The organism is Mycobacterium sp. NBC_00419, assembly GCF_036023875.1.
In the GTDB taxonomy this organism is placed as follows: domain Bacteria; phylum Actinomycetota; class Actinomycetes; order Mycobacteriales; family Mycobacteriaceae; genus Mycobacterium.
Map to the genome: position 1 here is coordinate 3,454,723 of NZ_CP107931.1, position 23,181 is coordinate 3,477,903.

General features: G+C 68.5%; 26 protein-coding genes. 10 read left to right on the forward strand and 16 right to left on the reverse strand.

Annotated features, from left to right (window positions below):
* The first annotated feature begins 12 nt into the window (after positions 1 to 12).
* Both OG976_RS16345 and OG976_RS16350 read left to right on the forward strand, forming a co-directional pair.
* Positions 13 to 1,719, forward strand: a complete 1,707-nt coding sequence (locus OG976_RS16345) for an MFS transporter (RefSeq protein ID WP_328363647.1) — start codon at positions 13 to 15, stop codon at positions 1,717 to 1,719.
* Positions 1,720 to 1,823: 104 nt separating this feature from the next.
* A complete protein-coding gene (locus OG976_RS16350; RefSeq protein ID WP_328350664.1) occupies positions 1,824 to 3,074 on the forward strand; it encodes an MgtC/SapB family protein in 1,251 nt (416 codons plus the stop codon).
* 15 nt (positions 3,075 to 3,089) lie between these two features.
* Here OG976_RS16350 and OG976_RS16355 read toward each other — a convergent pair whose 3' ends face one another.
* Both OG976_RS16355 and OG976_RS16360 read right to left on the reverse strand, forming a co-directional pair.
* Positions 3,090 to 3,446 carry a hypothetical protein gene (locus OG976_RS16355; protein WP_328350667.1) on the reverse strand — a complete coding sequence of 119 codons (357 nt, stop codon included), beginning with the start codon at positions 3,444 to 3,446 and terminating at the stop codon, positions 3,090 to 3,092.
* 90 nt (positions 3,447 to 3,536) lie between these two features.
* A complete protein-coding gene (locus tag OG976_RS16360) occupies positions 3,537 to 3,821 on the reverse strand; it encodes a hypothetical protein (protein ID WP_167106924.1) in 285 nt (94 codons plus the stop codon).
* A gap of 137 nt (positions 3,822 to 3,958) precedes the next feature.
* Here OG976_RS16360 and OG976_RS16365 point away from each other — a divergent pair, with 137 nt between their 5' ends.
* Positions 3,959 to 4,972: an NADP-dependent oxidoreductase gene (locus OG976_RS16365; protein ID WP_328350673.1), complete on the forward strand. Its 1,014-nt coding sequence runs from the start codon at positions 3,959 to 3,961 to the stop codon at positions 4,970 to 4,972.
* A gap of 3 nt (positions 4,973 to 4,975) precedes the next feature.
* On the opposite strand, the gene OG976_RS16370 is transcribed toward OG976_RS16365, so the two are convergent.
* Genes OG976_RS16370 through OG976_RS16380 form a run of 3 tightly spaced genes read right to left on the reverse strand, consistent with a single transcriptional unit; the run spans position 4,976 to position 7,305 of the window.
* Positions 4,976 to 5,791, reverse strand: coding sequence for an exodeoxyribonuclease III (locus OG976_RS16370; RefSeq protein ID WP_328363650.1), 816 nt, complete (start codon positions 5,789 to 5,791; stop codon positions 4,976 to 4,978).
* Positions 5,792 to 5,809: 18 nt separating this feature from the next.
* A complete protein-coding gene (locus OG976_RS16375; protein WP_328350676.1) occupies positions 5,810 to 6,712 on the reverse strand; it encodes an N-acetylglutamate synthase, CG3035 family in 903 nt (300 codons plus the stop codon).
* Positions 6,712 to 7,305, reverse strand: coding sequence for a peptide deformylase (locus OG976_RS16380; protein ID WP_328350679.1), 594 nt, complete (start codon positions 7,303 to 7,305; stop codon positions 6,712 to 6,714). The genes OG976_RS16375 and OG976_RS16380 overlap by 1 nt, the downstream gene beginning before the upstream one ends.
* Positions 7,306 to 7,432: 127 nt before the next feature.
* On the opposite strand from OG976_RS16380, the gene OG976_RS16385 reads away from it, so the two are divergent.
* Genes OG976_RS16385 through OG976_RS16410 form a run of 6 tightly spaced genes read left to right on the forward strand, consistent with a single transcriptional unit; the run spans position 7,433 to position 11,023 of the window.
* A complete protein-coding gene (locus tag OG976_RS16385; protein ID WP_328350682.1) occupies positions 7,433 to 7,741 on the forward strand; it encodes a DUF3263 domain-containing protein in 309 nt (102 codons plus the stop codon).
* A 40-nt stretch (positions 7,742 to 7,781) separates the two neighbouring features.
* On the forward strand, positions 7,782 to 8,243 hold the full coding sequence (locus OG976_RS16390) for a LytR C-terminal domain-containing protein (RefSeq protein ID WP_328350685.1): 462 nt from the start codon (positions 7,782 to 7,784) through the stop codon (positions 8,241 to 8,243).
* A gap of 10 nt (positions 8,244 to 8,253) precedes the next feature.
* Positions 8,254 to 8,901, forward strand: coding sequence for a superoxide dismutase family protein (locus OG976_RS16395; protein ID WP_328350688.1), 648 nt, complete (start codon positions 8,254 to 8,256; stop codon positions 8,899 to 8,901).
* Positions 8,882 to 10,036, forward strand: coding sequence for a glutamate--cysteine ligase (locus OG976_RS16400; protein WP_328350691.1), 1,155 nt, complete (start codon positions 8,882 to 8,884; stop codon positions 10,034 to 10,036). The genes OG976_RS16395 and OG976_RS16400 overlap by 20 nt, the downstream gene beginning before the upstream one ends.
* A gap of 19 nt (positions 10,037 to 10,055) precedes the next feature.
* Positions 10,056 to 10,391 carry a hypothetical protein gene (locus OG976_RS16405; protein WP_328350694.1) on the forward strand — a complete coding sequence of 112 codons (336 nt, stop codon included), beginning with the start codon at positions 10,056 to 10,058 and terminating at the stop codon, positions 10,389 to 10,391.
* Positions 10,388 to 11,023, forward strand: coding sequence for an LON peptidase substrate-binding domain-containing protein (locus OG976_RS16410; RefSeq protein WP_328350697.1), 636 nt, complete (start codon positions 10,388 to 10,390; stop codon positions 11,021 to 11,023). The genes OG976_RS16405 and OG976_RS16410 overlap by 4 nt, the downstream gene beginning before the upstream one ends.
* Positions 11,024 to 11,038: 15 nt before the next feature.
* On the opposite strand, the gene OG976_RS16415 is transcribed toward OG976_RS16410, so the two are convergent.
* From OG976_RS16415 to OG976_RS16450, 8 genes are all read right to left on the reverse strand, one after another.
* Positions 11,039 to 11,971 (reverse strand): SAM-dependent methyltransferase, encoded by a 933-nt coding sequence (locus tag OG976_RS16415; RefSeq protein WP_328350700.1) that lies wholly within the window; start codon positions 11,969 to 11,971, stop codon positions 11,039 to 11,041.
* Positions 11,968 to 12,321 carry a monovalent cation/H(+) antiporter subunit G gene (mnhG, locus tag OG976_RS16420; RefSeq protein ID WP_328350703.1) on the reverse strand — a complete coding sequence of 118 codons (354 nt, stop codon included), beginning with the start codon at positions 12,319 to 12,321 and terminating at the stop codon, positions 11,968 to 11,970. Before mnhG ends, OG976_RS16415 begins: the two co-directional genes overlap by 4 nt.
* A complete protein-coding gene (locus OG976_RS16425; RefSeq protein WP_328350706.1) occupies positions 12,318 to 12,590 on the reverse strand; it encodes a monovalent cation/H+ antiporter complex subunit F in 273 nt (90 codons plus the stop codon). Before OG976_RS16425 ends, mnhG begins: the two co-directional genes overlap by 4 nt.
* Positions 12,587 to 13,126: a Na+/H+ antiporter subunit E gene (locus OG976_RS16430; RefSeq protein WP_328350709.1), complete on the reverse strand. Its 540-nt coding sequence runs from the start codon at positions 13,124 to 13,126 to the stop codon at positions 12,587 to 12,589. Before OG976_RS16430 ends, OG976_RS16425 begins: the two co-directional genes overlap by 4 nt.
* Positions 13,123 to 14,724: a Na+/H+ antiporter subunit D gene (locus tag OG976_RS16435; RefSeq protein ID WP_328350712.1), complete on the reverse strand. Its 1,602-nt coding sequence runs from the start codon at positions 14,722 to 14,724 to the stop codon at positions 13,123 to 13,125. The genes OG976_RS16430 and OG976_RS16435 overlap by 4 nt, the downstream gene beginning before the upstream one ends.
* Before the next feature lie 67 nt (positions 14,725 to 14,791).
* Complete coding sequence (locus tag OG976_RS16440; protein WP_328350715.1) at positions 14,792 to 15,262, reverse strand: Na(+)/H(+) antiporter subunit C; 471 nt, start codon at positions 15,260 to 15,262, stop codon at positions 14,792 to 14,794.
* A complete protein-coding gene (locus tag OG976_RS16445; protein ID WP_328350718.1) occupies positions 15,259 to 18,165 on the reverse strand; it encodes a Na+/H+ antiporter subunit A in 2,907 nt (968 codons plus the stop codon). Before OG976_RS16445 ends, OG976_RS16440 begins: the two co-directional genes overlap by 4 nt.
* A gap of 216 nt (positions 18,166 to 18,381) precedes the next feature.
* Complete coding sequence (locus tag OG976_RS16450) at positions 18,382 to 18,792, reverse strand: DUF1707 domain-containing protein (RefSeq protein WP_328350721.1); 411 nt, start codon at positions 18,790 to 18,792, stop codon at positions 18,382 to 18,384.
* 57 nt (positions 18,793 to 18,849) lie between these two features.
* On the opposite strand from OG976_RS16450, the gene OG976_RS16455 reads away from it, so the two are divergent.
* Positions 18,850 to 19,296, forward strand: a complete 447-nt coding sequence (locus OG976_RS16455; RefSeq protein ID WP_442930344.1) for an SRPBCC family protein — start codon at positions 18,850 to 18,852, stop codon at positions 19,294 to 19,296.
* 81 nt (positions 19,297 to 19,377) lie between these two features.
* Here the strand turns inward: OG976_RS16455 and OG976_RS16460 are convergent, their stop codons facing one another.
* From OG976_RS16460 to OG976_RS16470, 3 genes are read right to left on the reverse strand one after another with little or no spacing between them, the layout of a single operon-like run.
* Entirely contained in the window at positions 19,378 to 21,588 is a 2,211-nt protein-coding gene (locus OG976_RS16460) for an AAA family ATPase (protein WP_442930345.1), read from the reverse strand.
* Between the two features lie 5 nt (positions 21,589 to 21,593).
* Positions 21,594 to 22,448, reverse strand: coding sequence for a CDP-alcohol phosphatidyltransferase family protein (locus OG976_RS16465; protein WP_328363655.1), 855 nt, complete (start codon positions 22,446 to 22,448; stop codon positions 21,594 to 21,596).
* Positions 22,448 to 23,161, reverse strand: a complete 714-nt coding sequence (locus OG976_RS16470; RefSeq protein ID WP_328350726.1) for a phosphatidylserine decarboxylase — start codon at positions 23,159 to 23,161, stop codon at positions 22,448 to 22,450. The genes OG976_RS16465 and OG976_RS16470 overlap by 1 nt, the downstream gene beginning before the upstream one ends.
* Positions 23,162 to 23,181: the final 20 nt, after the last annotated feature.

Genomic DNA, 23,181 nt, shown 5'->3' on the forward strand with positions numbered 1-23,181 from the left:
GTGACCACCGAGATGAAGCCGCCCGCTCACACCGAAACCGCCAATATCCGGCGACGGGTCTACCACGACCACCCGCGCTACAAGTGGGTCGTGCTGTCCAACACCACCCTGGGCATCCTGTTGGCAGCCGTCAACGCCTCGATCGTGCTGATCTCCCTGCCCGCCATCTTCCGCGGCATCGGCCTGAACCCGCTCGCGCCCGGCAACGTGAGCTATCTGCTGTGGATGCTGATGGGCTACCTGGTGGTGACCGCCGTCCTGGTGGTGCCGTTCGGCCGGCTCGGGGACATGTTCGGCCGGGTAAAGATCTACAACATCGGCTTCGTGGTGTTCACGCTGGCCGCCGTCGCGCTGTCCTTCGACCCGTTCCACCTCGACAGCGGGGCCATCTGGCTGATCGCCTGGCGGGTCGTCCAAGGCGTCGGCGGCGCGATGTTGATGTCGTCGTCGTCGGCGATCCTCACCGACGCCTTCCCGGCCAACCAGCGGGGCATGGCGCTGGGCGTGAACATGGTCGCTGCCGTCGCCGGGTCGTTCCTGGGCCTGCTGATCGGCGGCGTGCTCTCCGAGATCCACTGGCAGCTGATCTTCTGGGTCGGTGTGCCGATCGGGATCATCGGCACCATCTGGAGCGTGACGTCGCTGAAGGAGATGGGGGTCCGCAATCCCGGTCGGATGGACTGGGCGGGCACGCTGACTTTCGGTGTGGGCCTTACCGTTTTGCTGATCGGCATCACCTACGGAATCCAGCCCTACGGCGACGCGACGACCGGCTGGACCAACCCGATGGTGCTCGGCGCGATCATCGGTGGACTGCTGCTGCTGGTGGTGTTCTGTCTCATCGAACTGCGGGTCGCGCAACCGATGGTCGACATCCGGTTGTTCCGGTCGGCGGCGTTCGGCATGGGCAACCTGGCCGGGTTGATGTCGTCGGTGGGCCGCGGTGGCCTGCAGTTCATGCTGATCATCTGGCTGCAGGGCATCTGGCTTCCCTTGCACGGCTACAGCTTTGAATCCACTCCGCTGTGGGCCGGCATCTATTTGCTGCCCGCCACGTTCGGGTTCCTGGCCGCCGCGCCGATAGCCGGGTCACTGGCCGACCGATTCGGAGCCCGGCCCTTCACTGTCGGCGGCATGGTGCTGATGGCGCTGACATTCGTTGCGCTGCTGATGATCCCGGTGAATTTCAACTACTGGGTGTTCGCTGTCCTGGTGTTCCTCAACGGCCTCGGCGGTGGCATCTTCACCGCCCCCAACACCGCGGCGATCATGTCCAGCGTCCCGGCCGCCCAGCGCGGGGCGGCATCCGGTGTGCGTGCCACGTTCTTCAATGCCGGGTCGTCGCTGTCGATCGGAATCTTCTTCTCCCTGATGATCGTCGGACTCGCGGGCACCCTGCCCGATGCGATGAGCCGCGGACTGCAGGCTCAGGGTGTGTCGGCGTCGGTGGCCCAGGAGGTGGCCAACATGCCGCCGGTCGGCAGCCTGTTCGCGGCGTTCCTCGGCTACAATCCGATCGCCGAACTGCTGGCGCCCCACGGTGCGCTCAACCAGCCCGGCGTCAATGCCGAAGTGCTGACCGGAAAGACGTTCTTCCCCAACCTCATCATCGAGCCGTTCCACGCCGGACTGATCGTGGTGTTCGGCGCGGCCGCGCTGATGATGGTGATCGGTGCGATCGCCTCACTGTTCAACCCGGGCCGCTACGGCGAGGACTAGTAGCAGTACATCGAATTGCCGCTGTTCCCGGTGACTTTCGGCCCTGCTGGCACCAGGGTGTGTCAACCTACGGTTGAGCTTTCCGGCGGTGCGGAGGAGTCACTGTGACCTGGCAGCAGATCCAGCCGTTCCTGGTCGCCCTGGCGATCGGGCTGCTGCTCGGCTTCGAACGCGAACGCAGTCACAGCCGCAAGCTCCCGGCCGGTTCGCGGTCGTTCGCGCTTCTGGCACTCGCCGGCGCGGTGGCCGCAAGCTTCAACACCTGGCTTGTCGTCGCCGGGTTGCTCGGCGTCGGAGCGCTGCTGGCGTTGGCGTACTTCCGCACCAGCGCCGACGATCCAGGGACCACAACCGAGATCGCCGCGATCGTCGCCTACCTCCTCGGCGCGCTGGCCTACACCAAGCCGGCGCTGGCGGTGGGACTGGCTGTGGTCGTCGTGGTTCTGCTGGTATCGAAATCCCGGATTCACCGGTTCGCCCGCGAGATCGTCAGCGAGATCGAACTCGAGGACGCCATCAAGTTCTTCGTGGTGGCGTTCGTGATCCTGCCGTTGCTGCCGGATCGCCAGATCGGGCCCTACGGGGTGCTCAATCCGGCGAAGATCTGGCTGCTCGTGGTCCTGCTGACCGGAATCGGCTGGCTCGGCTACATCGGTGTCCGGGCGCTCGGACCGCAACGCGGACTGCTGTTCACCGGCTTGGCGGGCGGATTCGTCTCCGCCTCCGCGACCACCGCCTCGATGGGAAAGATCAGCCGAACTGCCGGGTTGCGCGCACCGCTGGCCGGCGCGCTGCTGGCGAGCCTGGCGACGTTCGTACAACTGCTCGTGGTGATCGGGCTGGTCAGCCCCGAGGTACTGAGTCGGCTGTGGTTGCCGGTGGTCGCCGGGTTCGTCGTTCTCCTGGCAGTTGCCGCGCTGGTGTTCCGGGGCGCGGCGCACGAGCAGCCGACGGGTGACGCCGCCGACGACAACCCGGCGACACCGGCCAGTCGGCCCTTCGCCCTGCGGCCCGCGCTGGTGCTGGCAGCGGTGCTGACCGGCGCCTTGCTCGTCGGTCGTTGGGGTGCGGAGGTATTCGGGCCCCAAGGCGCGGTTCTGGCCGCGTTCGCCGCCGGCCTTGCCGACGCGCACGCCGGGTCGGTGGCGGCAGCAAGTCTGGCCGCCAAGGGTGACATCACAGTCGACACCGCGTTGCTGTCGATTGCCGCCGCACTCGGGTCGAATCTGCTCGTCAAGACCGTGCTGGCCTTCACCGCGGGGGGCCGCCGCTTCGGACTGGGTTTCGTCGCCGCAATGGCTGTGCCGGCGGTGGTGTTCGGTGTCGCCCTGACCGTCACGGTGATGCGGGGGTGACGCAGACGGGTGCGCCTATCGTGACTGCCGCGCCGGCCGTTCCGGTGGGGCCGGCGTGGCTTCGACGACCCAGCGGTGCAGCCGCCCCGCGGTGCGCCACATCGCGGCCTGCATCTCGTCGGGGCCGAGTTCGGCCTGTGCCGACACGGTGAGCCGGTCGGAGATCCTGGCCAGCGTCGCCGCCGCCACGCGGGTGGTGCGATCCCGGGAGCTCCGCACGCTCTGCGCCAGGACTTCGCGGAACTCGATGAGATCGCCGACGGTGCGTGCCGCGGGCGCCGGCGTCTGCCTGCGATGGAACTCGATGAGCGCCTCGATGCACGCCAATGTCTGGTGTGCAGTGCTCTTCGGGATCAGGATGTCGGAACTCATCAGGTCACCAACTTCGCAGTGCGGCCGTCTCTTCAGTCACCACACCATGCGCCGGCGAACACCACGTGACCCCTGGGAGACGGCCTCGACTCACCAATCCGAACGGCCGGCGAGGATCAGGTCGTGCAGCGCGAACACCGGCACGCCGAGCACCTCGGAAAGCTGTGTCGCGTAACGCCTGGCGATCCGCGGGCCGTCCCGCTGTTCGTCGAAGTCGCCCGTCAGGTCGACGGCGACGCGGCAGCCGAACGTGTCACCGGCGGCCACCACCTCGGTGCGCAGCACACCCTCCGGCTTGGGCAGCCCCGCCGCGGCGGAACTCACCTGCTCGATGGTGGCGGCCCAATCGACGTAGACAGAAACAAACGATCCCACCCCTCGATCCTTGCGTCACGGCGCGGCGATGGCCACGCGATTAGCCCAATGTTTACCTGCCCGCCACAGTGCGCACGCGTCTCGATGTGCGGAATCCCGCCCCGGCACGGCCGTCGCCTTGGGTAGTTTCACTGACCGTGCCCCCGCTGACCAACCGCCAGATTCTGCTGCGCCGACGTCCGGATGGCCTCGTCCGACCCGAGGACACCGAGATGGTGTCCACCCCGGCGCCCGAACTCGCCGAGGGCGAGGCACTGCTGCGCACCACCTACGTCGGCTTGGACGCCGCCGCGCGAACCTGGCTCAACGACCAGCCGGGCTATCTGCCGCCGGTCCAGATCGGGGAGGTCATCCGCGCGGCGGGCATCGGCGAGGTCGTCGAAACCCGCTGCGCGGCGTTCAAGATCGGCGACGTCGTCACCAGCCTGACCGGTTTCCAGGACTACGTCGTCATCCGCGACGACATCTTCAGCACCCCGGTCCCGAGCGGCAGCGACCAGTTGGCGGTGATGAGCATCTACGGTCCGACCGGGGCCACCGCCTACTTCGGCATGACCGACATCGGCCGGCCGCAGGAGGGTGAGACCGTCGTGGTGTCCGCGGCGGCCGGCGCAACCGGGTCGGTGGCCGGGCAGATCGCCAAGGTCGCCGGAGCCCGCGTCGTCGGGATCGCCGGTGGCCCGGAGAAATGCAAGGCGGTCGTCGAGGATTTCGGCTTCGACGCGTGCATCGACTACAAGAACGAGAACGTCCGCGCCGCCCTCAAGGAGCATTGCCCCAAGGGTGTCAACCTGTACTTCGACAACGTCGGCGGCCCGATCCTCGACGCCGTGCTCGGCAGGCTCGCCATGAAGGCGCGGGTGGTGTTGTGCGGTGTCATCTCCAGCTACCTGACCGGTGAGCACCCCGGCCCGGCCAACTACGTCAACCTGCTGGCGAAGTCCGCGTCGATGCAGGGCTTCAACGCTCTGGACATGTGGGACCGGTTCGAGCAGGCCTACACCGACCTGCGCCGCTGGGAGGCCGAGGGAAGGCTGGTGCACCGCGAGACGGTCTTCGACGGGCTCGAGAGTTGCGTCGACGCCCTCAACGGCCTGTTCACCGGTGCCAACATCGGCAAGATGCTGGTGAAGGTCAACGACCCGAGCTGACGCTCAGCGCTGCAGGTCCACCAGCACCGGCGCATGGTCGCTGGGTGCCGGGTCACCCTTCTTGCCGGGGCGCCGCTCGTCTTTGACGATCTCGGCGTGCACCACCTGCTGCGCCAAAGCCGGTGAGCCGAGGATGAAGTCGATGCGCATGCCGCGGCGCTTCTGGAACGCCAGCTGGGTGTAGTCCCAGTAGGTGTAGATCCCCGGGCCCGGGGTGAACGGGCGCACCACATCGCTGAACCGGGTGTCGACGATCGCATCGAACGCCGCGCGCTCGGCGTCTGAGACGTGCGTGGACTCGGCGAAGGCCGCGATGTCCCAGACGTCCTCGTCGGTGGGCGCGATGTTCCAGTCGCCGACGAGCGCGATCTGTGCGCCGGGGTCGGCCTGCAGCCAGGAGTCGGCCGTATTCCTCAAGGCGGCAAGCCATTCCAGTTTGTACTGGTAGTGCGGGTCGTCCAGGGTGCGGCCGTTGGGCACGTACAGGCTCCACACCTGCACCCCGGCGCAGGTCGCCGCCAGCGCACGGGCCTCGGCCTTGGCGTCGACCCCGTCCTTGCTCCACGACGGCTGGCCGTCGAAGCCCACCTGCACGTTGTCCAGGCCGACCCGGGAGGCGATCGCCACCCCGTTCCACTGGTTGAACCCGCAGTGCACCACCTCGTAGCCCGCTTCCAGGAACGGCATGGTGGGGAACTGGTCGTCGGAGCACTTGGTCTCCTGCATGGCCAGGACGTCGACGTCACCACGTTGCAGCCAGTCGACCACGCGGCCCACCCGGGTTCGGATGGAGTTCACGTTCCAGGTGGCGATGCGCAGGACGTCGGCGGGCATGCGCTACAGCGTACGACCGAGCACCGACCGCGCATCGACGTAGCGGTGGTGGTGGTGCAGCACGAATCCCAGCCCGCCGTATAGCGCGATCGCCGAGGTGTTCTCCGCCAGCACCTGCACGTAGGCGCGGGTGGCCCCGTGCTGGACGCCCCAGCCCAGCAGCGCCTGGCACAGCGTTCGGGCGTGGCCGCGACGGCGGTGTCCGTCGGCCACGTGCACCGCGGAGATGCCCAGCCATCGGGTGCCGTCCGGCGCCGAGGTCACCGCGCCGCGGCCCACCGCCACGCCGGCCGTGGCGGCGAAGACCACCTCGCCGTCGAGCACGGCCGTGAGCACCTGCACGGGCACGTCACGCTCGTAGCCCGCCAGCCAGTCGTTATCCGGGCGGTCCTGAAGCGTCACTGCCGCAACGGTGTTGGGCTCCGTCAGCTCGGTGACCATCACCCGGGTGTTCTTGATCCCGGCGGTGCGCACCGGCAACAACCGCTCAGGCAGCGCCAGCCAGGGCTCCAGCCCGCGCTGCGCATACCAGTCGATCACTCCGTCGATTCCGGCGATCGTGGCCGAGAAGTCCAACGGCACAGCAGAATTGGCACGGCTGGTGTAGCCGCCGCCGGCCCGCAGGAACCAGCCGTCATGCCAGTGCTGCTCGGTGCCCGGCCACGCCAGCGCCGCGGCGTGCTCCAGCGCACGGATCTCTGAGGCCCGCACCGGAACGTCGCTGAGCTCGCGAACCGCCACGACATCGCCGGGGGCGATGGACACGACCTCGCCGGACTTGGTGCGCAGTACCACCGGGTCCAGCGACTGCACATGACCGATCACGTCGGTCATCGGCGGCTCGCTGCCCGCCGGCAGCCGGTAGCGGATGCTCACCCGGGCGCCGAGCGGTGCAACGCCGGCCATCAGTGACCGAACGGGTCAGGAACCTCGCCGGGAATCCACGACAGTCCCGGCACACCCCAGCCGTTGTGCTTGACGGCCTTCTTCGCGGCCCGGGCGTGGCGGCCGATCAGCTTGTCGACGTACAGGAAGCCGTCGAGGTGACCGGTCTCGTGCTGCAGCATCCGGGCGAACAACCCGTTGCCCTCGAGCGTGACCGGCTGGCCGTCGGCATCAAGTCCGGTCACCTTGGCCCATGTCGCGCGGCCGCAGGGAAACGACTCACCCGGAACCGACAGGCAACCTTCGTCGTCGTTGTCCGGGTCGGGCATCGTCTCGGGGATCGCAGAGGTCTCCAGCACCGGGTTGATCACCACGCCGCGGTGACGCGTGGTCTGGCCGCGGTCGTCGGCGCAGTCGTAGACGAACAACCGCAATCCGACGCCGATCTGGTTGGCCGCCAGCCCAACACCGTTGGCGGCGTCCATCGTCTCGTACATGTCCTTGATCAGATCGGCCAGTTCGGCCGGCAGCGAGCCGTCGGCACCCACCGCCACCGGAGTGGTCGGGTTGTGCAGAACTGGATCGCCCAAGATCACAATTGGTCTGACTGCCATGACCGGCAAGCTTAAGTGAGCCGACGCGCGGGCTCGGCTGCCGTCCCAAGTGATGCAACCGTGATTGAATGACGCCAACGCAGGATGTCTCACGATCAGAACTTTGCGAAAGGGTCCACGGAGCGAAATGGACGGCGCCATGGCACGGGCTGAGCGGTCCAACGACGACGTCGACCTGCCCGCGGGGCTTACCCGCCGGGAATACGACATCCTGGCTTTCGAGCGGCAGTGGTGGAAGTACGCCGGAGCCAAGGAAGAGGCCATCAAGGAGCTCTTCTCGATGTCGGCGACCCGCTACTACCAGGTGCTCAATGCCCTCGTCGACCGTCCCGAGGCGCTGGCCGCGGACCCGATGCTGGTCAAGCGCCTGCGCAGGCTGCGGGCGAGCAGGCAGAAGGCGCGTGCCGCCCGCCGACTCGGCTTCGAGGTTCCCTGATTTTTCGGGTTGACCGCCGCGGCTGGTTAAGGTGGGGCCGATGAACGAGCGTGTCCCCGACTCCTCGGGTCTGCCCCTTCGGGCCATGGTGATGGTGTTGCTGTTCCTGGGCGTCATCTTCCTGCTGGTCGGATTCCAGGCCATGGGTTCCGGCGACGACAGCAGCGACGACAGCTCCACGTCACAGACGGTGACCACCACGACGTCGAAGACCTCGGCCGCCCCGGCTGCCAAGGCCGACGTGCGGGTGTTCAACGTCGGCGGCGAGGAAGGCGGAGCCGGCCGGATCGGTGACCGGCTGCGTGAGGCCGGCTGGAACGTCACCGACACCAGCAATCTCGCCGCGCCGGGACTCACCGCCACGACGGTGTACTACGGCACCACCGAGGGTGAACAACAGGCGGCCGAAGCGGTGGCCAAGGTGCTCGAGGCGCCGGTCGCCCCGCGAATCCCGGAAATCGCCGAGCAACCACCGGGCGTGATCGTTCTGGTGACGGGATAGAGTTCGGGGCATGGTTAAGCCCGTCAGCCAGTGCAAAATTGCCACCGCAGTCCTGTTCGTCGCTCCCGTCGTGTTGCTGACGGCCTGCTCGCCCAATGAGCCCGTTGCGACTCAGCCCGGCACCACCCCGCCCGTCTGGACCGGCTCGCCGGACCCGTCGGCCGAGGCAGAAGCTCACGGTATGGGAGAAGAGCAGGTCACCCAGGAGACCAAGACCCTCAACGCGATCATCACCGGCGCGGACGGCTCACAGCTCGCTGCCGCCACGATCGAGCTGTCCGAGAAGTTTGCCACGGTGACCGTGCAGACCACCGGCGCCGGAAAGCTCGCGCCCGGCCTGCACAACCTGCAGCTGACCTCGGTCGGCAAGTGTGAACCCAACTCGGTGGGCCCGGCCGGCGGTAACCCGGCCGACTTCCTGTCCGCCGGTGACCCGATTGCGCCCGCAGCGCCGAGCGGCCCGCTGGTGCCGCTGCAGATCCGCGGCGACGGCACCGGGATGCTCGTCACGACCACGGACGCGTTCAAGGAAGAGCAGCTGCTCGACGGCGACAAGTCGGCCATCGTCATCTACGACAAGTCCGACACGGTCGCGGCAGATCAGACCACTCAGGCCGCCGGCAAGCGGGTGGCGTGCGGTGTCCTCAGCTCCGGCTAGTACGACACCGAACAGACGCGCCGCCGAGCGCATCGATTTCGCGGGGTCCCCGCGGCCGACACTCGGCGTCGAGTGGGAGTTCGCCCTCATCGACGCGCAGTCTCGCGATCTGAGTAACGAGGCCGCCGCGGTGATCGCCGATCTTGGCGAGAACCCGCATGTGCACAAGGAATTGCTGCGCAACACCGTCGAGATCGTCACCGGGGTATGCGACACCGTCGACGAGGCGATGGAGGACCTGCGTTCGACGCTGCGCGACGTACGCGGCATCGTCCGCGACCGCGGGATGGAACTGTTCTGCGCCGGCACCCACCCGTTCGCCGAGTGGGCCGAGCAGAAGCTCACCGACGCGCCGCGCTACGCCGAACTGATCAAGCGGACCCAGTGGTGGGGACGGCAGATGCTGATCTGGGGCGTGCACGTGCATGTCGGCGTCTCCTCCGCGCACAAGGTGATGCCGATCATCTCTTCGCTGCTCAACCACTACCCGCACCTGCTGGCGCTGTCGGCGTCGTCGCCATTCTGGGCCGGCGGCGACACCGGCTATGCCAGTAACCGGTCGATGATGTTCCAGCAGCTGCCCACGGCCGGGTTGCCGTTCCAGTTCGAAACCTGGCGGCAGTTCGAGGAGTTCGTCTACGACCAGAAGAAGACCGGCATCATCGACCACATCAACGAAGTGCGTTGGGACATCCGGCCTTCGCCGCATCTGGGCACCGTCGAGGTGCGCATCTTCGACGGGGTGTCCAACCTTCGCGAGCTCTCGGCTCTGGTGGCGTTGACCCATTGCCTGATCGTCGACCTGGATCGTCGTCTGGATGCCGGTGAGCAGCTGCCGGTGATGCCGCCGTGGCATGTGCAGGAGAACAAGTGGCGGGCGGCGCGCTACGGACTGGACGCGATCATCATCCTCGACGCCGACAGCAACGAACGGTTGGTCACCGAGGATCTCGACGACCTGCTGACCCGTCTGCAGCCGGTCGCCGAATCACTGCACTGCGCCGATGAACTCGCGGCGGTGGCCGACATTCCGCGCCGCGGCGCGTCATATCTGCGCCAGCACCGGGTAGCCGACGAGAACGGCGGCGACCTGCGTGCCGTGGTCGACTCGCTGGTCGCCGAGCTCGACATCTAGCGCAAAGAGGAGGCGCCACATGGCAATCCGCCGAGTAGGACTCGCGGTGCTGGCGACGGTCGTGGTGTTGGCGGGAGCGGGGTGTGCCAAGCCGATTCCCGGCACACCGGTCGCCGTGCCGGGTCAGGCAGGCAAGCCACTGGTCCCCACCGATCTGGCCAGCGCCACCTGCCGCGAGTATCTGGCCATGGACGAAGCCACCCGCCGCGAGGTGATCAAGGCGATCGGCGAGAAGGGCAACGGCCTGGTCGGGATGAACCCGGAGCTGTGGGTGGGAGTCGCCGGCGCGCTGTGCACCTTCGTGGCCCCCAGCGCCCCGGTCCGAGACATCCTCGTCGGTCAGGGTATGCGGTGAGCGCGCAGCCGATGTTCCCGCTGCAGTCCGCCCTGCTGCCCGGCGAGGTGCTGCCGCTGCGGATCTTCGAACCGCGCTACTCCCAACTTGTGCAGGACTGCCTGGCGAGCGACGACCCGGCGTTCGGGGTCGTGCTGATCACCCGTGGCCGCGAGGTCGGTGGCGGCGATGTCCGCGGCGACGTGGGCGCACTGGCCCGAATCGCCGAGTACACCGACCACGGCATGGGTCAGTATCAGCTGAATGCCGTTGTGAGTGAACGTATCCGGGTGGCGGAGTGGCTCGATGACGACCCGTACCCACGGGCCGTTGTGCAGCCGTGGCCGGACGAGCCCGGCCCGCCGGTGGGTCCCGAGCGCATCGGTGAGGTCGTCGACAAGATCCTTGCGCTCTTCGAGCGGATCGTCAGTTCCCGCGGTGCGCAGTTGCGTCCCGATGCGCTGGCGGTCGAACCCGAGATCGCCGACGATCCGTCCCGGCACATCTACGCGCTGGCGTCGCGGGTGCCGATGGGCCAGGCCGATCGGTACGCGCTGCTGTCCGCGCCGACGTTGGCGCAGCGGGTGGATCTGTTCACCGACGCGCTGGAAACCGTTGCGGCGATGGTGGAGTTCCAGATCGCCGAGGAGTAGCAGGGCGGTTCGTCGTCAGTTCTTCGTGGCGTGGACGAACGTCGTGTCCGGCACCAGTTCTGGGTCGGCAGGGGGTCTGTGGAAGTGCGCCATCAGATCCGGTGCGTCGATGGTCTCCACCTGCCACCCGTGCGCCGTCAGCCAGTCGGCGACGTCGGTCCGTGCCTCGAGGTACCACAGAGCGCTGGTGTCAGGGACGTCGTCGAGTCCCGCTTCCGCCGCTGCCTGGCGCGCCTGCGCCATCCGCGTGCGACGCTGTTCCATCACCTCAGGGGAGTAGAAGTCGTGGCCGAACGCCTCCACGGCTAGTCGGCTGCCTGCGGCGCTGAGCGCATCGATGCGTTCGAACAGCCCGTTCTGGGCCTCTGCCGACAGATAGGGCAACAAGCCCTCGGCACACCAGACCGTCTGGCGGGACGGGTCGAAGCCCTTCTGCTGCAAAGCTTGCGGCCAGTCATGGCGTAGATCGACGGGCACCGCGGTGTAGGCCGCGGCGGGGCGGGCCCGGTGTTGGGCCAACACGCGCTCCTTGAACTCGAGCACTTTGGGTTGGTCGAGTTCGTAGATGGCGGTGTCGCTGATCCACGGCAGCCGCCAGGCCCGGGTGTCCAGGCCGGCGGCCAGGATCACCACCTGATCGAGGCCGTTGGCACCGGCGGTGGTGAAGAAATCGTCGAGATACTTGGTGCGCGAGGCGATATAGGCGGTCATCGTGGTCAACCGGGCCGTCACCTGCTCGTCGGCTTTGCCGATATGGGCCAGCGTCTCCTCGGTGAACGGTGGCTGCCAGCCGGCGTCGAGTGCCGCCTCGACGAAGAAGTGGGCGTAGGGGTCGGTGTACAGCGGGCAGTCGGAATCGGATTCGGCGGCCCGCGCCCGCGCCACGGTCAGTGCGGTGGCACCGACCCCCTCGGTGATATCCCAGGTGTCGTCGTCGCTGCGGCTCACGAGTTCTTCTCCGCCCCTTCGCCGGTGTCCCGCATCTCGTCCGTGGTCAGCAGGTCGTCGCGGATGTTCTGTTCACGGTATGCCAGCTGGCCCACCCGGTGCGCCACCACGGGTGCGGTGATGAGGGTGAATATCGCGGTCAGGACGATCATGCCGATGTCGACGTTGCCACGGAGCCGGATCGCGGCGCCGCCCAGAACCAGCAGCAACCCGAGCACCTGGGGCTTGGTGGCGGCGTGCATGCGGGTCAAGGTGTCCGGGAAACGCACCACGCCGATGGCCGCGGTGAGCGCCAGCGCCGAGCCGCCGAGCACCAGCACGGCGGCCAGGATGTCCAGGGCTGTCGTCATCGGTCCCGCTGCTCCACGTCGGGCACCCGGAACCGGGCCACGCTCACCGATCCGACGAAGCTGATCAAGGCCAGGGCCGCCAGGCTGTAGGTGACGGTGGTGTCCAGCGTGAACGCCGCCCAGGTGCCGATGCCGCACATCGTGACCGCCACCATCGTGTCGACGGCGACCAACCGGTCCAGCGTGCTGGGGCCGGCCAGCAGCCGGATCATCGTCACCGCGGCGGCCGCGACCAGCATGGTGCCCGCCAGCACCCACACGACCGTCATGACCTGGCCTCCTCGGATTCGCTTGCCGGGCGCCATTCGGAGTCGCGTTCGAACGCGGCCACCAGAAGCCGCTCCAACTTGGCTGCCTGCCCGTAGAAGCGGTCCACCGAGCGTTGCGAACCGACGTCGAGCACATGGACGTACAACAGCCGGCGGGTCTGGTCGATCTCGAGCACGATCGTGCCCGGCGTCAGGTTCATGATGTTGACGCCAAGCGCCAGAACCAGATCCGACTTGCATGCCAGGCGCACCCGCAGCACCGCCGACAGCGGCGGGCGTCCCGGCCGCAGCGCCAGCCACGCCACCTGCATCGAGGACACCACCAGCCACCAGCCGACGTTGGCCGCCAGCCACAGCAGCGACAGCGGATGCAGCCTGCCCTGTACCGGCACCGCGGGCAGTGGCAGCAGCACCGTGATCAGGATCGCCACCGCAAGCCCGGAGAGCACATTGGCCATCGAGACGCTGCCCCACAGCAGAAGCCACACCAGGGTGAGCCACACCAGCACCCAGATCCGCACCAGCCACGTCTTCATAGCCGCGTCCCCAACACCGCGGTGACGTACTGGCTTCGGTCCAGGACTTCGTCGGCAGCTCGATCGCTGAAGCCGAAGATCGGCCCGGCCGCCACCGTCAACGCCAGCCCGACGGCGATCAATGCCATTGTCGGAACGACCATTCCGATGGGCATCCGGCCGACATCGTCACGGTCGACGAACGCGACGTCTTGCGAGTAGTCCTCGAGCAGCGCCGACGGCGCGGAGTCGGCCATATCGCCGTCGGGGGCGTCGACACGGGCCCGCCAGAACGCCTTGGTCCATACCCGGGCCACGACGTAGAGCGTCAGCAGGCTGGTCACCACCGAGCCGCCGACCAGCAGCCAGGCCAGCACCGAGCCGCCCTGGGTGCCGGCTTCCAGCAGTGCGACCTTTCCGATGAAGCCGGAAAACGGCGGTATACCACCGAGATTGAGCGCAGGCACGATGAACACGAACGCCAGCAGCGGGCTGGCGGCCGCCAATCCGCCGAGTCTGTGCAGGGTGGATGCGCCGGCCTGCCGTTCGATCAGTCCGACGACGAGGAACAGGGTGGTCTGCACGATGATGTGGTGGGCGACGTAGTAGATCGCTCCCGACATCCCCAGCCGGCTCGACAGCGCGATCCCGAACACCATGTATCCGATATGGCTGACGAGGGTGAAGGACAGCAGACGCTTGATGTCGCTCTGTGCGATCGCGCCGAGGATGCCCACCAGCATGGTGAGCAGCGCGGCGACCAGCAGCACGTTGTCCAGGCCACCGGCCGGGAACAGCAGCGAGTGGGCCCGGATGATCGCGTACACACCGACTTTGGTCAGCAGGCCGGCGAACACCGCGGTCACCGGGGCCGGCGCGGTGGGGTAGGAGTCGGGCAACCACGCCGACAGCGGGAACACGGCGGCCTTGATGCCGAACGCCACCAGCAGCACCGCGAACAGCGCACCGCGGGTACCGCTGCTGATGCCATCGAGCCGCAGGGACAGCTCGGCCATGTTCAGCGTGCCGGTGGCGGCGTAGATCAAGGCCAGGCCGATCAGGAAGATCAGCGAGGACACCATGGACACCATCACGTAGGAGATGCCCGCGCGCACCCGCTCCTTGCTGGCGCCGATGGTGAGCAGCACGAAACTCGCCGACAGCAGGACCTCGAATCCGACGTACAGGTTGAACAGGTCACCGGCCAGGAAGGCTGTGCACACCCCGGCGGAGAGCACCAGGTAGGTGGGCAGGAAGATCGACACCGGCTGGCGGTCGTCACCGTCGCGGATGCCCTGCCCGATGGCGTAGAACACCACCGCCAGCAGCACGATCGAGGACACCACGAGCATCAGCGCGGAGAGCCGGTCGGCCACCAGCGTGATGCCCAGTGGCCCCAGGCCGGCGTCGGTCGGGCCCCAGCCGCCGACGTGCAGCGCCTGGGTGCCGTCCCGGTCGGTGAGGTAGACCAGCACCGCGCAGACCGCCACCACCGCGCTGAGCGCGACCACGGTGATCAACCGCTGCAACCGTGGCCGTCGCCCGGCAACCAGCGTGGACGCCGCGGCCAGCAAGGGGATCAGCACCGGCAGCGGAATGAGGACACCAGCTGTGCTCATGCGCGATCCCGCTTCGGAGGGCAGGAGCGAAGCGACCAGGGAAAGAGTGGCGCTTCTCGCTGGGCCGTCATCGCGACCCCTGATGGCCGGGCAGCGCGTCGAGTTCGTCGGGCTCGTCGGTGTCGCGGGCCGGCTCGTGCACCGGAGCGTCGTCGTCGATCGAGGAGGCCTCCTCGTCGGACAGCTTCGACACCCTGGTGTCCTCGGGGTCGTTCTCGACGTCCTCTTCGGTGGTCAACCGGAACGAGCGGTAGGTCAGGGCGAGCACGAATGCGGCGATGCCCATCGCGATGACGATGGCGGTCAGGATCATGCCCTGCGCCAACGGGTCCGCCGTCGTGGTCTCCGATCCGCTGGTGCGCCCGCGCACCGGAGGATTGCCCGACGGTCCTCCCACAGTGAGTATCAGCAGGTTCACGGCGTTGCCGACGAGCAACAGGCCCAACAACATTCGGGTCAGATTGCGCGACAGCAGCAGGTACACCCCGCAGCTGGTGAGCCCGCCGATGATGACGAGCAGAACGAGGTAGGTGTTCACCGCGCCCCCGCCTTCGCTGCCGACGGCGCCGCTTCGGCCATCTCGACGTCGATGCGCGCGCCTAGGCTGCGCAGCACGTCGAGCACCAGTCCCACGACGATCAGGTACACCCCGAGGTCGAAGAACAGGGCGGTGACGAACTTGACGGTGCCCAGCAACGGTATGTCCAGGGTGATCACTGCCGACGACAATGCCGGTGCTCCCAACAGCATCGAGCCCACCGCGGTGCCCGCCGACAGCACCAGGCCGAAGCCGAGGATCTTGCCGGCGTCCAGCGGCAGGGTCTCGCCGAGTTCGTAGCGGCCGCCGGCCAGGTAGCGCAGCACCAGGGCCAGCCCGGCGGTCAATCCGCCTGCGAAGCCGCCACCGGGTGTGTTGTGACCGGTGAAGAAGAAGTACACCGAGAGCACCATGATGAGCGGGAAGATCAGTCGGGTCGCGACCTCCAGTACCAGCGAGCGGTAGCGCGGGTCACGCAGTTCGCTGCCCCGCAGCCAGGTGGTGTCGCTGACCGCTGGGCTGTACGGAACTGTCTGCAGCACAGCAATATCGGGCTGGCCGACATCGGAAACCCTTGGTGCCGAACCGAATCGGCGATTGCGGAACACCAGTGAGGCCACCCCGGTGGCTGCCACCACCAACACCGAGATCTCGCCCAGGGTGTCCCAGGCGCGGATGTCGACGAGCAGCACGTTGACGGTATTGGCGCCGTGGCCGCGGAAATAGGCGGCATCGGGCAGCAGGTCGGCGATCGGTGTGGTGGTGCGGGCCGCTTTGGCGAACACCGCCAGGGTGGTCACCGTCGCCCCGACCGCCAGCGACAGCAGCACCTTGGGCAGGCGGTGGCGCTTGGCGCCGGCCTCCTCGGCTTCGGCCGGAAGTGTCCGCAGCACCAGCACGAAGATGACCAACAACAAGGTCTCCACCAGGAACTGGGTCAGCGCCAGGTCCGGGGCACCGTGCAGCGCAAAGATGACACCGCACCCGTACCCGGTGATGCCGACGAGGAGGACCGCGGCAAGCCGGTTGCGCATCACGGTCGCGGCCACCGCCGCAGCCAGGATCAGCAGGCCGACCACCGGTTGCACCAGGGAGTCCCACAGCCGGAAATCCGGACGGTCGCGCGCCCCGAGGACGAGCACCGCGACGGGTAGCAGCACCAGCGTGGACAGGATCACCGACTGGGTGACCGGGATCGAGCCGCGCTGCGTGGCCGCCGTCAACCGAACCGACACCACGTCGGCACCGCGGATGACCGCGTCGTAGACCCGGTCGGCGTTGCCCAGCGGCTGGTAGCGGCCGATGCGGGCCCGCTGCAACCGGTCACGGCTGACGAACGCCGCGGTGCCCGCCGCCAGGACAAGCGCCGACAGCAGCACCGGCAGGCCGAACCCGTGCCACAGCTCCAGGTTGTAGGTGCCGTCGGCGGCACCGGCGGGAGGAAGTGTCTCGGCGTAGTTGTCGAGGGTGTGGTCCAGCGTGCTGGGCACCAGCCCGAAGAACAGCCCGGCCGCGGCGAGGATGGCCGGGGCCACCAGGAACACCGCCGACGGCCGGTGCAGGTTGGCCACCAGGACTGTCGGCCCATGAGAACCCTTGCGCGCGAAGGCTCCCCACAGGAATCGCAGGCTGTAGATCGTGGTGAACACCGATCCGGCGACCACCCCGGCCAGGACGACGGGCGCCCACGGGCCCAGTGACTCGCTGTGGGCCAGGGTTTCGAAGTCGGCCTCCTTGGCGACGAAGCCGAGGAACGGCGGCAGTGCCGCCATGCTGGCGGTCGCCCCGGCCGCGATGACGAACAGCGCAGGCATCCGGCGGCCCAGCCAGGCCAGCCTGCGGATGTCGCGGGTGCCGGTGGAGTGGTCGATGACGCCGACCACCATGAACAGCGTGGCCTTGAACAGTGCGTGTGCGCAGAGCATGGCCAGCCCGGCGAGCATCAGGTCCTGGCCGCCGCCGCCGACCATCACGGTGATGAAGCCGAGTTGGCTCACCGTGCCGAAGGCCAGGATCAGCTTGAGGTCGTACTCACGCACCGCGCGCCACCCCGCCAGCAGCATGGTGGCCAGGCCCAGGGTGATGACGGTCGGACGCCAGCCGGGGGAGTCGGCGAAGCCGGGGTTGAGCCGGGCGATCAGGTAGACACCCGCCTTGACCATGGCCGCCGCGTGCAGGTAGGCGCTGACGGGGGTGGGCGCGGCCATCGCGCCGGGTAGCCAGAAGTGGAAGGGCACCAGCGCCGACTTCGATACCGCGCCGACGAGCACCAATACGACGCCGACCCCGACGGCAACCCCGTGCGGTGGTGCGGCCACCAGTTCTGACAGCAGGTAGGTCCCGGAGTAATGGCCGAGGATGATGATGCCGGCCAACATCGCCAGACCGCCCGCGGTGGTGACGAGCAGGGCCTGCATGGCGGCGCGGCGGCTGGTGGCCCGCTCCGCGTAGTGCCCGACGAGCAGGAACGACAACACCGTCGTCAGCTCCCAGAAGGTGTAGAGCAGCAGCATGTTGTCGGCGACGACCAGGCCGAACATCGCGCCGGAGAACGCCACGAGTTCGGCGGCGAAGCTGGGCAGCCGGTTCTCGGTGTGGCCGTCGCGGTGATGGAAGTACTCCGCGCAGTAGAACAGCACCAGGGCGCCGATGCCGAGCACGAGCACGCTCATGACCGCTGAGAGTGTGTCGAAGCGCAGCGTGATGTTCATCGACAGTTCGGGCACCCAGGGCACATCGACGCTCGGGGCGGGCCGGCCCGGCTGCGGCCAGTTCGTCGCCACCCAGATCAGCGATGCGGCGGGAACCAGTGCCAGCGGATAGAACGCCTGCCGTCCCCAGCGGCGCACGAGAACCGGCGCCAGGACGGCGGCGATCGCGTGCGCGAGCAGGATGACGAGCATGGCACTCCGGTCTGTAGGGCGCGCGGCGCGTCGTGATCTATTCCACGCGCCAGCGCGTCGGTGATCTACCGGTCGGTCGGGGTGTCAGCCAAGGTTTTCGGCTAGGTCTTGCCAGCTAGTCTACGTTGTTGAGCCGGCCGGACGAATCCCGCCCGGAGAGCCCCTGCCGTCAGGTGTTCGGTATCGACGCTGAATCAGACTGCGCAGCAATCTTTCTCAGCGGCAGTAGGTCCGGACCGGAAGGGCGTGGCCGACGACGCCGACGGCCCCGCCGAGGATCGGCCAGATCGGCCAGAAGTACCAGGCACCCGCGGTCAGCGCGACGGCGAGCCAGACGGTCAGCACAATCATGACCATGGCCGCATAGGCGCCCAGGTGCAGCCGCACCGAGGTGCGTGCGGCGCTCTTGCGGGCTGTGATCCGACGCGGGTCGGTGCGGCGCAGATGGGCCACCGGCAGGTCGGCGACGATGCGGCGCAGGTCGTCGGTGGTCTGTGCGGCGAATGCCGCCTGGACGCGGGTCTCATACTCGGCGAGGTCCATATATCCCTGGGCGAGGGCCTGGGACAGCAGGTCAGCGGTGGCGGTGCGGTCGTGGTCTCCGACGCGGGCTGTGGTGGTGTTCATACCGTCCAACTTTGACATGTCACTATAGGACTGTCAATGGTTGTGTTGAATGATCGGGTGTCCGAACAACAAGTGGTCAGTGCCAGCAGTGAGATCGCCGCGCCCGCTGCGGCGATCTTCGACCTCATCGCCGATCCCGCGCGACAGCCGGAATGGGACGGCAACGACAACCTCGGCCATGCCCCGGCGGGCCAGCGCGTCCGCTCGGCCGGCGCCGTCTTCACCATGACGCTCAACCACGGCGCGGTCCGGGAGAACCACGTGGTCGAGTTCGAGGAGGGGCGGCTGATCGCCTGGCAGCCCTCCCAGCAGGGGACGCCGCCGCCCGGTCACCTGTGGCGCTGGGAACTGCGCCCGGTCGACCAGGAGCGCACCCTGGTCACCCACACCTACGACTGGACCCGGCTGACCGATCCCGCGCGGCTCGAGCGCGCCCGCAACACCACGGCCGAGAACCTCCGCGCCTCGATCGACCGACTGGCAGGCATCGCCGAAGGCGCCTGAGGAGCTCGCCGGCAGCGAGTGTGCGGTGTCATCCGCGACACGCCGCCCCGGGCGTATCAGGGTTCACACTCGGCAGCGGAACTAGTGCCCGGCGGCGAACTCCCGCAGGGACTCGACCTGTGCGGGATCCAGTGAGGGGCGCACGTTCTCGCGGGCTTTGGCCACATCGGCGGCGGTGACGTCGGCGGCGTCGATGGAGCGGCGCATCGCGGTCAGAGCCGCCTCGCGCAGCAGGGCCACACAGTCGGCGGCGCTGTAGCCGTCGAGTTCGCCTGCCAGCGCTTCGAGGTCGACCTCTGCGGCCAGCGGTACCGACTTTCCGGCGGTGCGCAGAATCTCCTTGCGGGCCTCGGCATCCGGCGGCTCGACGAAGACCAGCTTCTCGAGTCGGCCCGGACGCAGCAGCGCGGGGTCGATCAGGTCTGGACGGTTGGTGGCGCCGAGCACCACGACATCGCGCAGCGGCTCGATACCGTCGAGCTCGGTCAGCAGCGCGGCCACCACCCGGTCGGTCACCCCGGAATCGAAACTCTGCCCACGCCGCGGGGCCAGCGCGTCGATCTCGTCGAGGAACACCAGCGACGGCGCGGAATCCCTTGCCCGCCGGAACAGTTCGCGGACCGCCTTCTCCGAGGAGCCGACCCACTTGTCCATCAGTTCGGCACCCTTGACAGCGTGCACGCTGAGCCGTCCGGAGCTGGCCAGCGCCCGCACCACATACGTCTTGCCGCAGCCGGGCGGGCCGTAGAGCAGAACACCCTTCGGCGGTTCGACTCCGAGGCGGGCGAAGGTGTCCGGATGTTGCAGTGGCCAGAGCACGGCTTCGGTCAGCGCCTGCTTGGTGGCGACCATGTCGCCGACGTCCTCGAGGGTCACCGAGCCGACGGACACCTCTTCGGTCGCCGAGCGCGACAGCGGCCGGATGACGCTCAGTGCTCCCTTGAGGTCGTCCTGGATCAGTGCGGGTGGCTTGCCGTCCTCGCTGGCTCGCGCGGCTGCCCGCAGTGCAGCCTCGCGGACCAGTGCCGCCAGGTCGGCTCGCACGAATCCCGGTGTGCGATCGGCGATTTCGTCGAGATTGAGCTCCTCGGCGGGGACGTCGCGCAGCAGTACCTCCAGCAGTGCCTTGCGGGTCGCTCCGTCGGGCAGGCTCAGGCCCAGTTCCCGGTCGCACAGGTCCGGGGCGCGCAGCCGCGGATCCAGTGCGTCGGGCTGCTGGGAGGTCGCCACCAGAGCCACCCCGGGGGCGGCCACTGCCTTGCGCAGCTCGGAAAGAACCATCGTCGCGACCGGTTCGGGCGGGGTGGGCAGCAGCGCGTCGATATCGCTGACCAGCAGGACGCCGCCGCCGTCGCACACCGTGGCCACCGCCTCGGCGACGGCCCGCTGCCGATCTTGGGCGGCCAGTGCCCCGGTGTCGGGGCCGTCGAGTTCGACCAGCCGCCGACCCGCGCACACCGCCCGCACCAGGGTCGCCTTGCCGACACCGGCGGGCCCGGTGATCAGCACGCCCAGATTCGGTTTGGCGCCAAGCTTTTCCAGCAGGGCCGGCTCGTCGAGTGCGAGCTTGAGCCATTCGGTGAGCCGGCCGGCCTGCACATGCTGACCCTTGAGGTCGTCCATCGAAACCGGCGGCGCCTCCGGCCACACCATCGGCGGGCTCACCGCGGCACCGTGGCCCACCGGTGCCGGACCCGGCGTCACCCCGTCGCCCCATGTCACCGACGAATTAGGTTGCACGCTCACCGGTCCGGCGGGATCGGTGCCGGTGACGGTCAGCAGCTCGGAGGTCCAGGTGATCCCCACCGAGGACGCCAGCGCCGAACTGGCCCCCGACGTCGAGGTGCCGGGGCCCAGGTCGCGGGGCAGCAGCGACACGGTGTCACCGACCGTCATGACCTTGCCCAGCAGCGCTTGCCGGAGCGTCGCCGAGGACACCGACTGGGTGGCCAGCGTCGAGCCCCGCAACGTCACCGACCGCGCCCCGTACACCGTCACCGCAGAGACCAGCACCGTGGTGTTCTCGCGCAGGCCCGCGTTGGACAGCGTGACGTCGTCGAGAAGAGCGGTCCCGGCAGGGGTGTCCGGTGAGGCGACGCCGGCGACTGCGGCGGTGGTGCGAGAACCCGTCAGCGACACCGCATCCCATTCCCGGATGCCCAGGGCGGCGATGGCCTCCGGATGCAGCCGCACCACGCCGCGGCGGGAATCCAGTGCCGAGGTGTTCAGCCGCGCTGTCAGAGCCAGGCTGGAAGCCGGCGGTGGCGGGCCGGCGACGTCGAGGGATGACACCGGGTTCAGCCTCCTGGCTTGCGCAGGCCGAGCCGGCTGACGGATCGGCGGCGGTTGGGATGCTCGGCGCGACGAATGGCCCGCCGCGCCGCGCGCCGTTGGCCGGGTTTGGCATCCCAGGTCTCCGGACGCGCGGCCACCCAGCGCTGGCTGTACACGGTGAACGGAATGACGAACAGGTACCCGACGATGATCAGCAGGACCAGTACGTAGGGGAATAACAGCAGTCCGGCGGCGACGGCCGCCACCAGCCCCAGCAGGATCGGCGCGGCATTGGCCGGCACCGACACGGACTTGAGCGCCAGGGTAGGCACGCGGCTCACCAGCAGGATCGAGTTTGCCGCCAGCCACGCGCAGAGGAACCATGTCGAGGTCCACCACCCGTGGCCGAACTGCAGCATCGCGGCGAGCGGGCCGATCGCGCCCACCGCACCACACGGCGCCGGCATGCCGACGAAGTACTCCCTGGTGTAGGCCGGGCGGGTGTCGTCGTCGAGAAGTGCATTGAATCGCGCCAGCCGCAGCACCACGCAGACCGCGTAGAGCAATACGAAGATCCAGCCGATGGGCGAGGTCGGAAGCAGCGTCACGTAGATGACCAGTGCCGGAGCGACACCGAAGTTGACCGCATCGGCCAGCGAATCGATCTCGGCGCCCATCGGGGACTGCGCCTGCAGAGCCCGGGCGATGCCACCGTCGATGCCGTCGAGCACGGCGGCAGCGCCGATCAGTGCGAGCGCGACGTGCGGGCGCCCGTCGAGGGCGAACTTGATCGACGTCAGACCGGCGCAGATGGCCAGCACGGTGGTCGCGCTGGGCAGGATGCGCAGCCCCCGGCGGGAGCGGATGCGCGGCGTGATCACGGCAGCTGCGCCAGTACCGTCTCGCCGGCCAGCGCACGCTGGCCCGGCTCGACCAGTATCTGCGATCCGGCGGGGAAGTAGGTGTCCAGGCGGGAGCCGAACCGGATCAGCCCGTAGGTGTCGCCGATGGCCACCTTGTCTCCGGGGTGGATGTCGCACACGATGCGGCGCGCCACCAGTCCGGCGATCTGTACGACCACCACATCCCGTCCTTCCGGCGTGCGGATCAGCACGCTGTTGCGTTCATTGTCCTCACTGGCGGCGGCCAGGTCGGCGGAATGGAATCTGCCGGGCCGGTACTGCACGTCGATGACCTCGCCGCCGACGGGTGTGCGCTGGACGTGGGCGTCCAGCAGGGACAAGAAGATGCTCACGCGGGGGACCGGGCCGGCAGGAAGGCCCAGCTCGGCCGGCGGCTCGGCCTCCTCAACCAGGCAGATCAGGCCGTCGGCGGGGGCGACGACCACACCGGCACGGCTCGGTGGCAGCCGTGGTGGGTGACGGAAGAACCCGGCGTTGGCCGCCGCGGCTGCCAGGCCCGCCCGGCGCACCCAGCGGTTCTTGCGGCCCAGCGCCGCCACGGCCAGTCCGGCCGAGATGAAGGGCAGGCCGGCGGGGTGAACCGGTGGAACCGAGGAACGCACCAGCGCGACCAGCCGCTGCGGGCCGGACTTCATGGTGTCGTCCGCTGTGCGGGGGCGTCTGGCCATCGGCGTGATTCTACTGATGC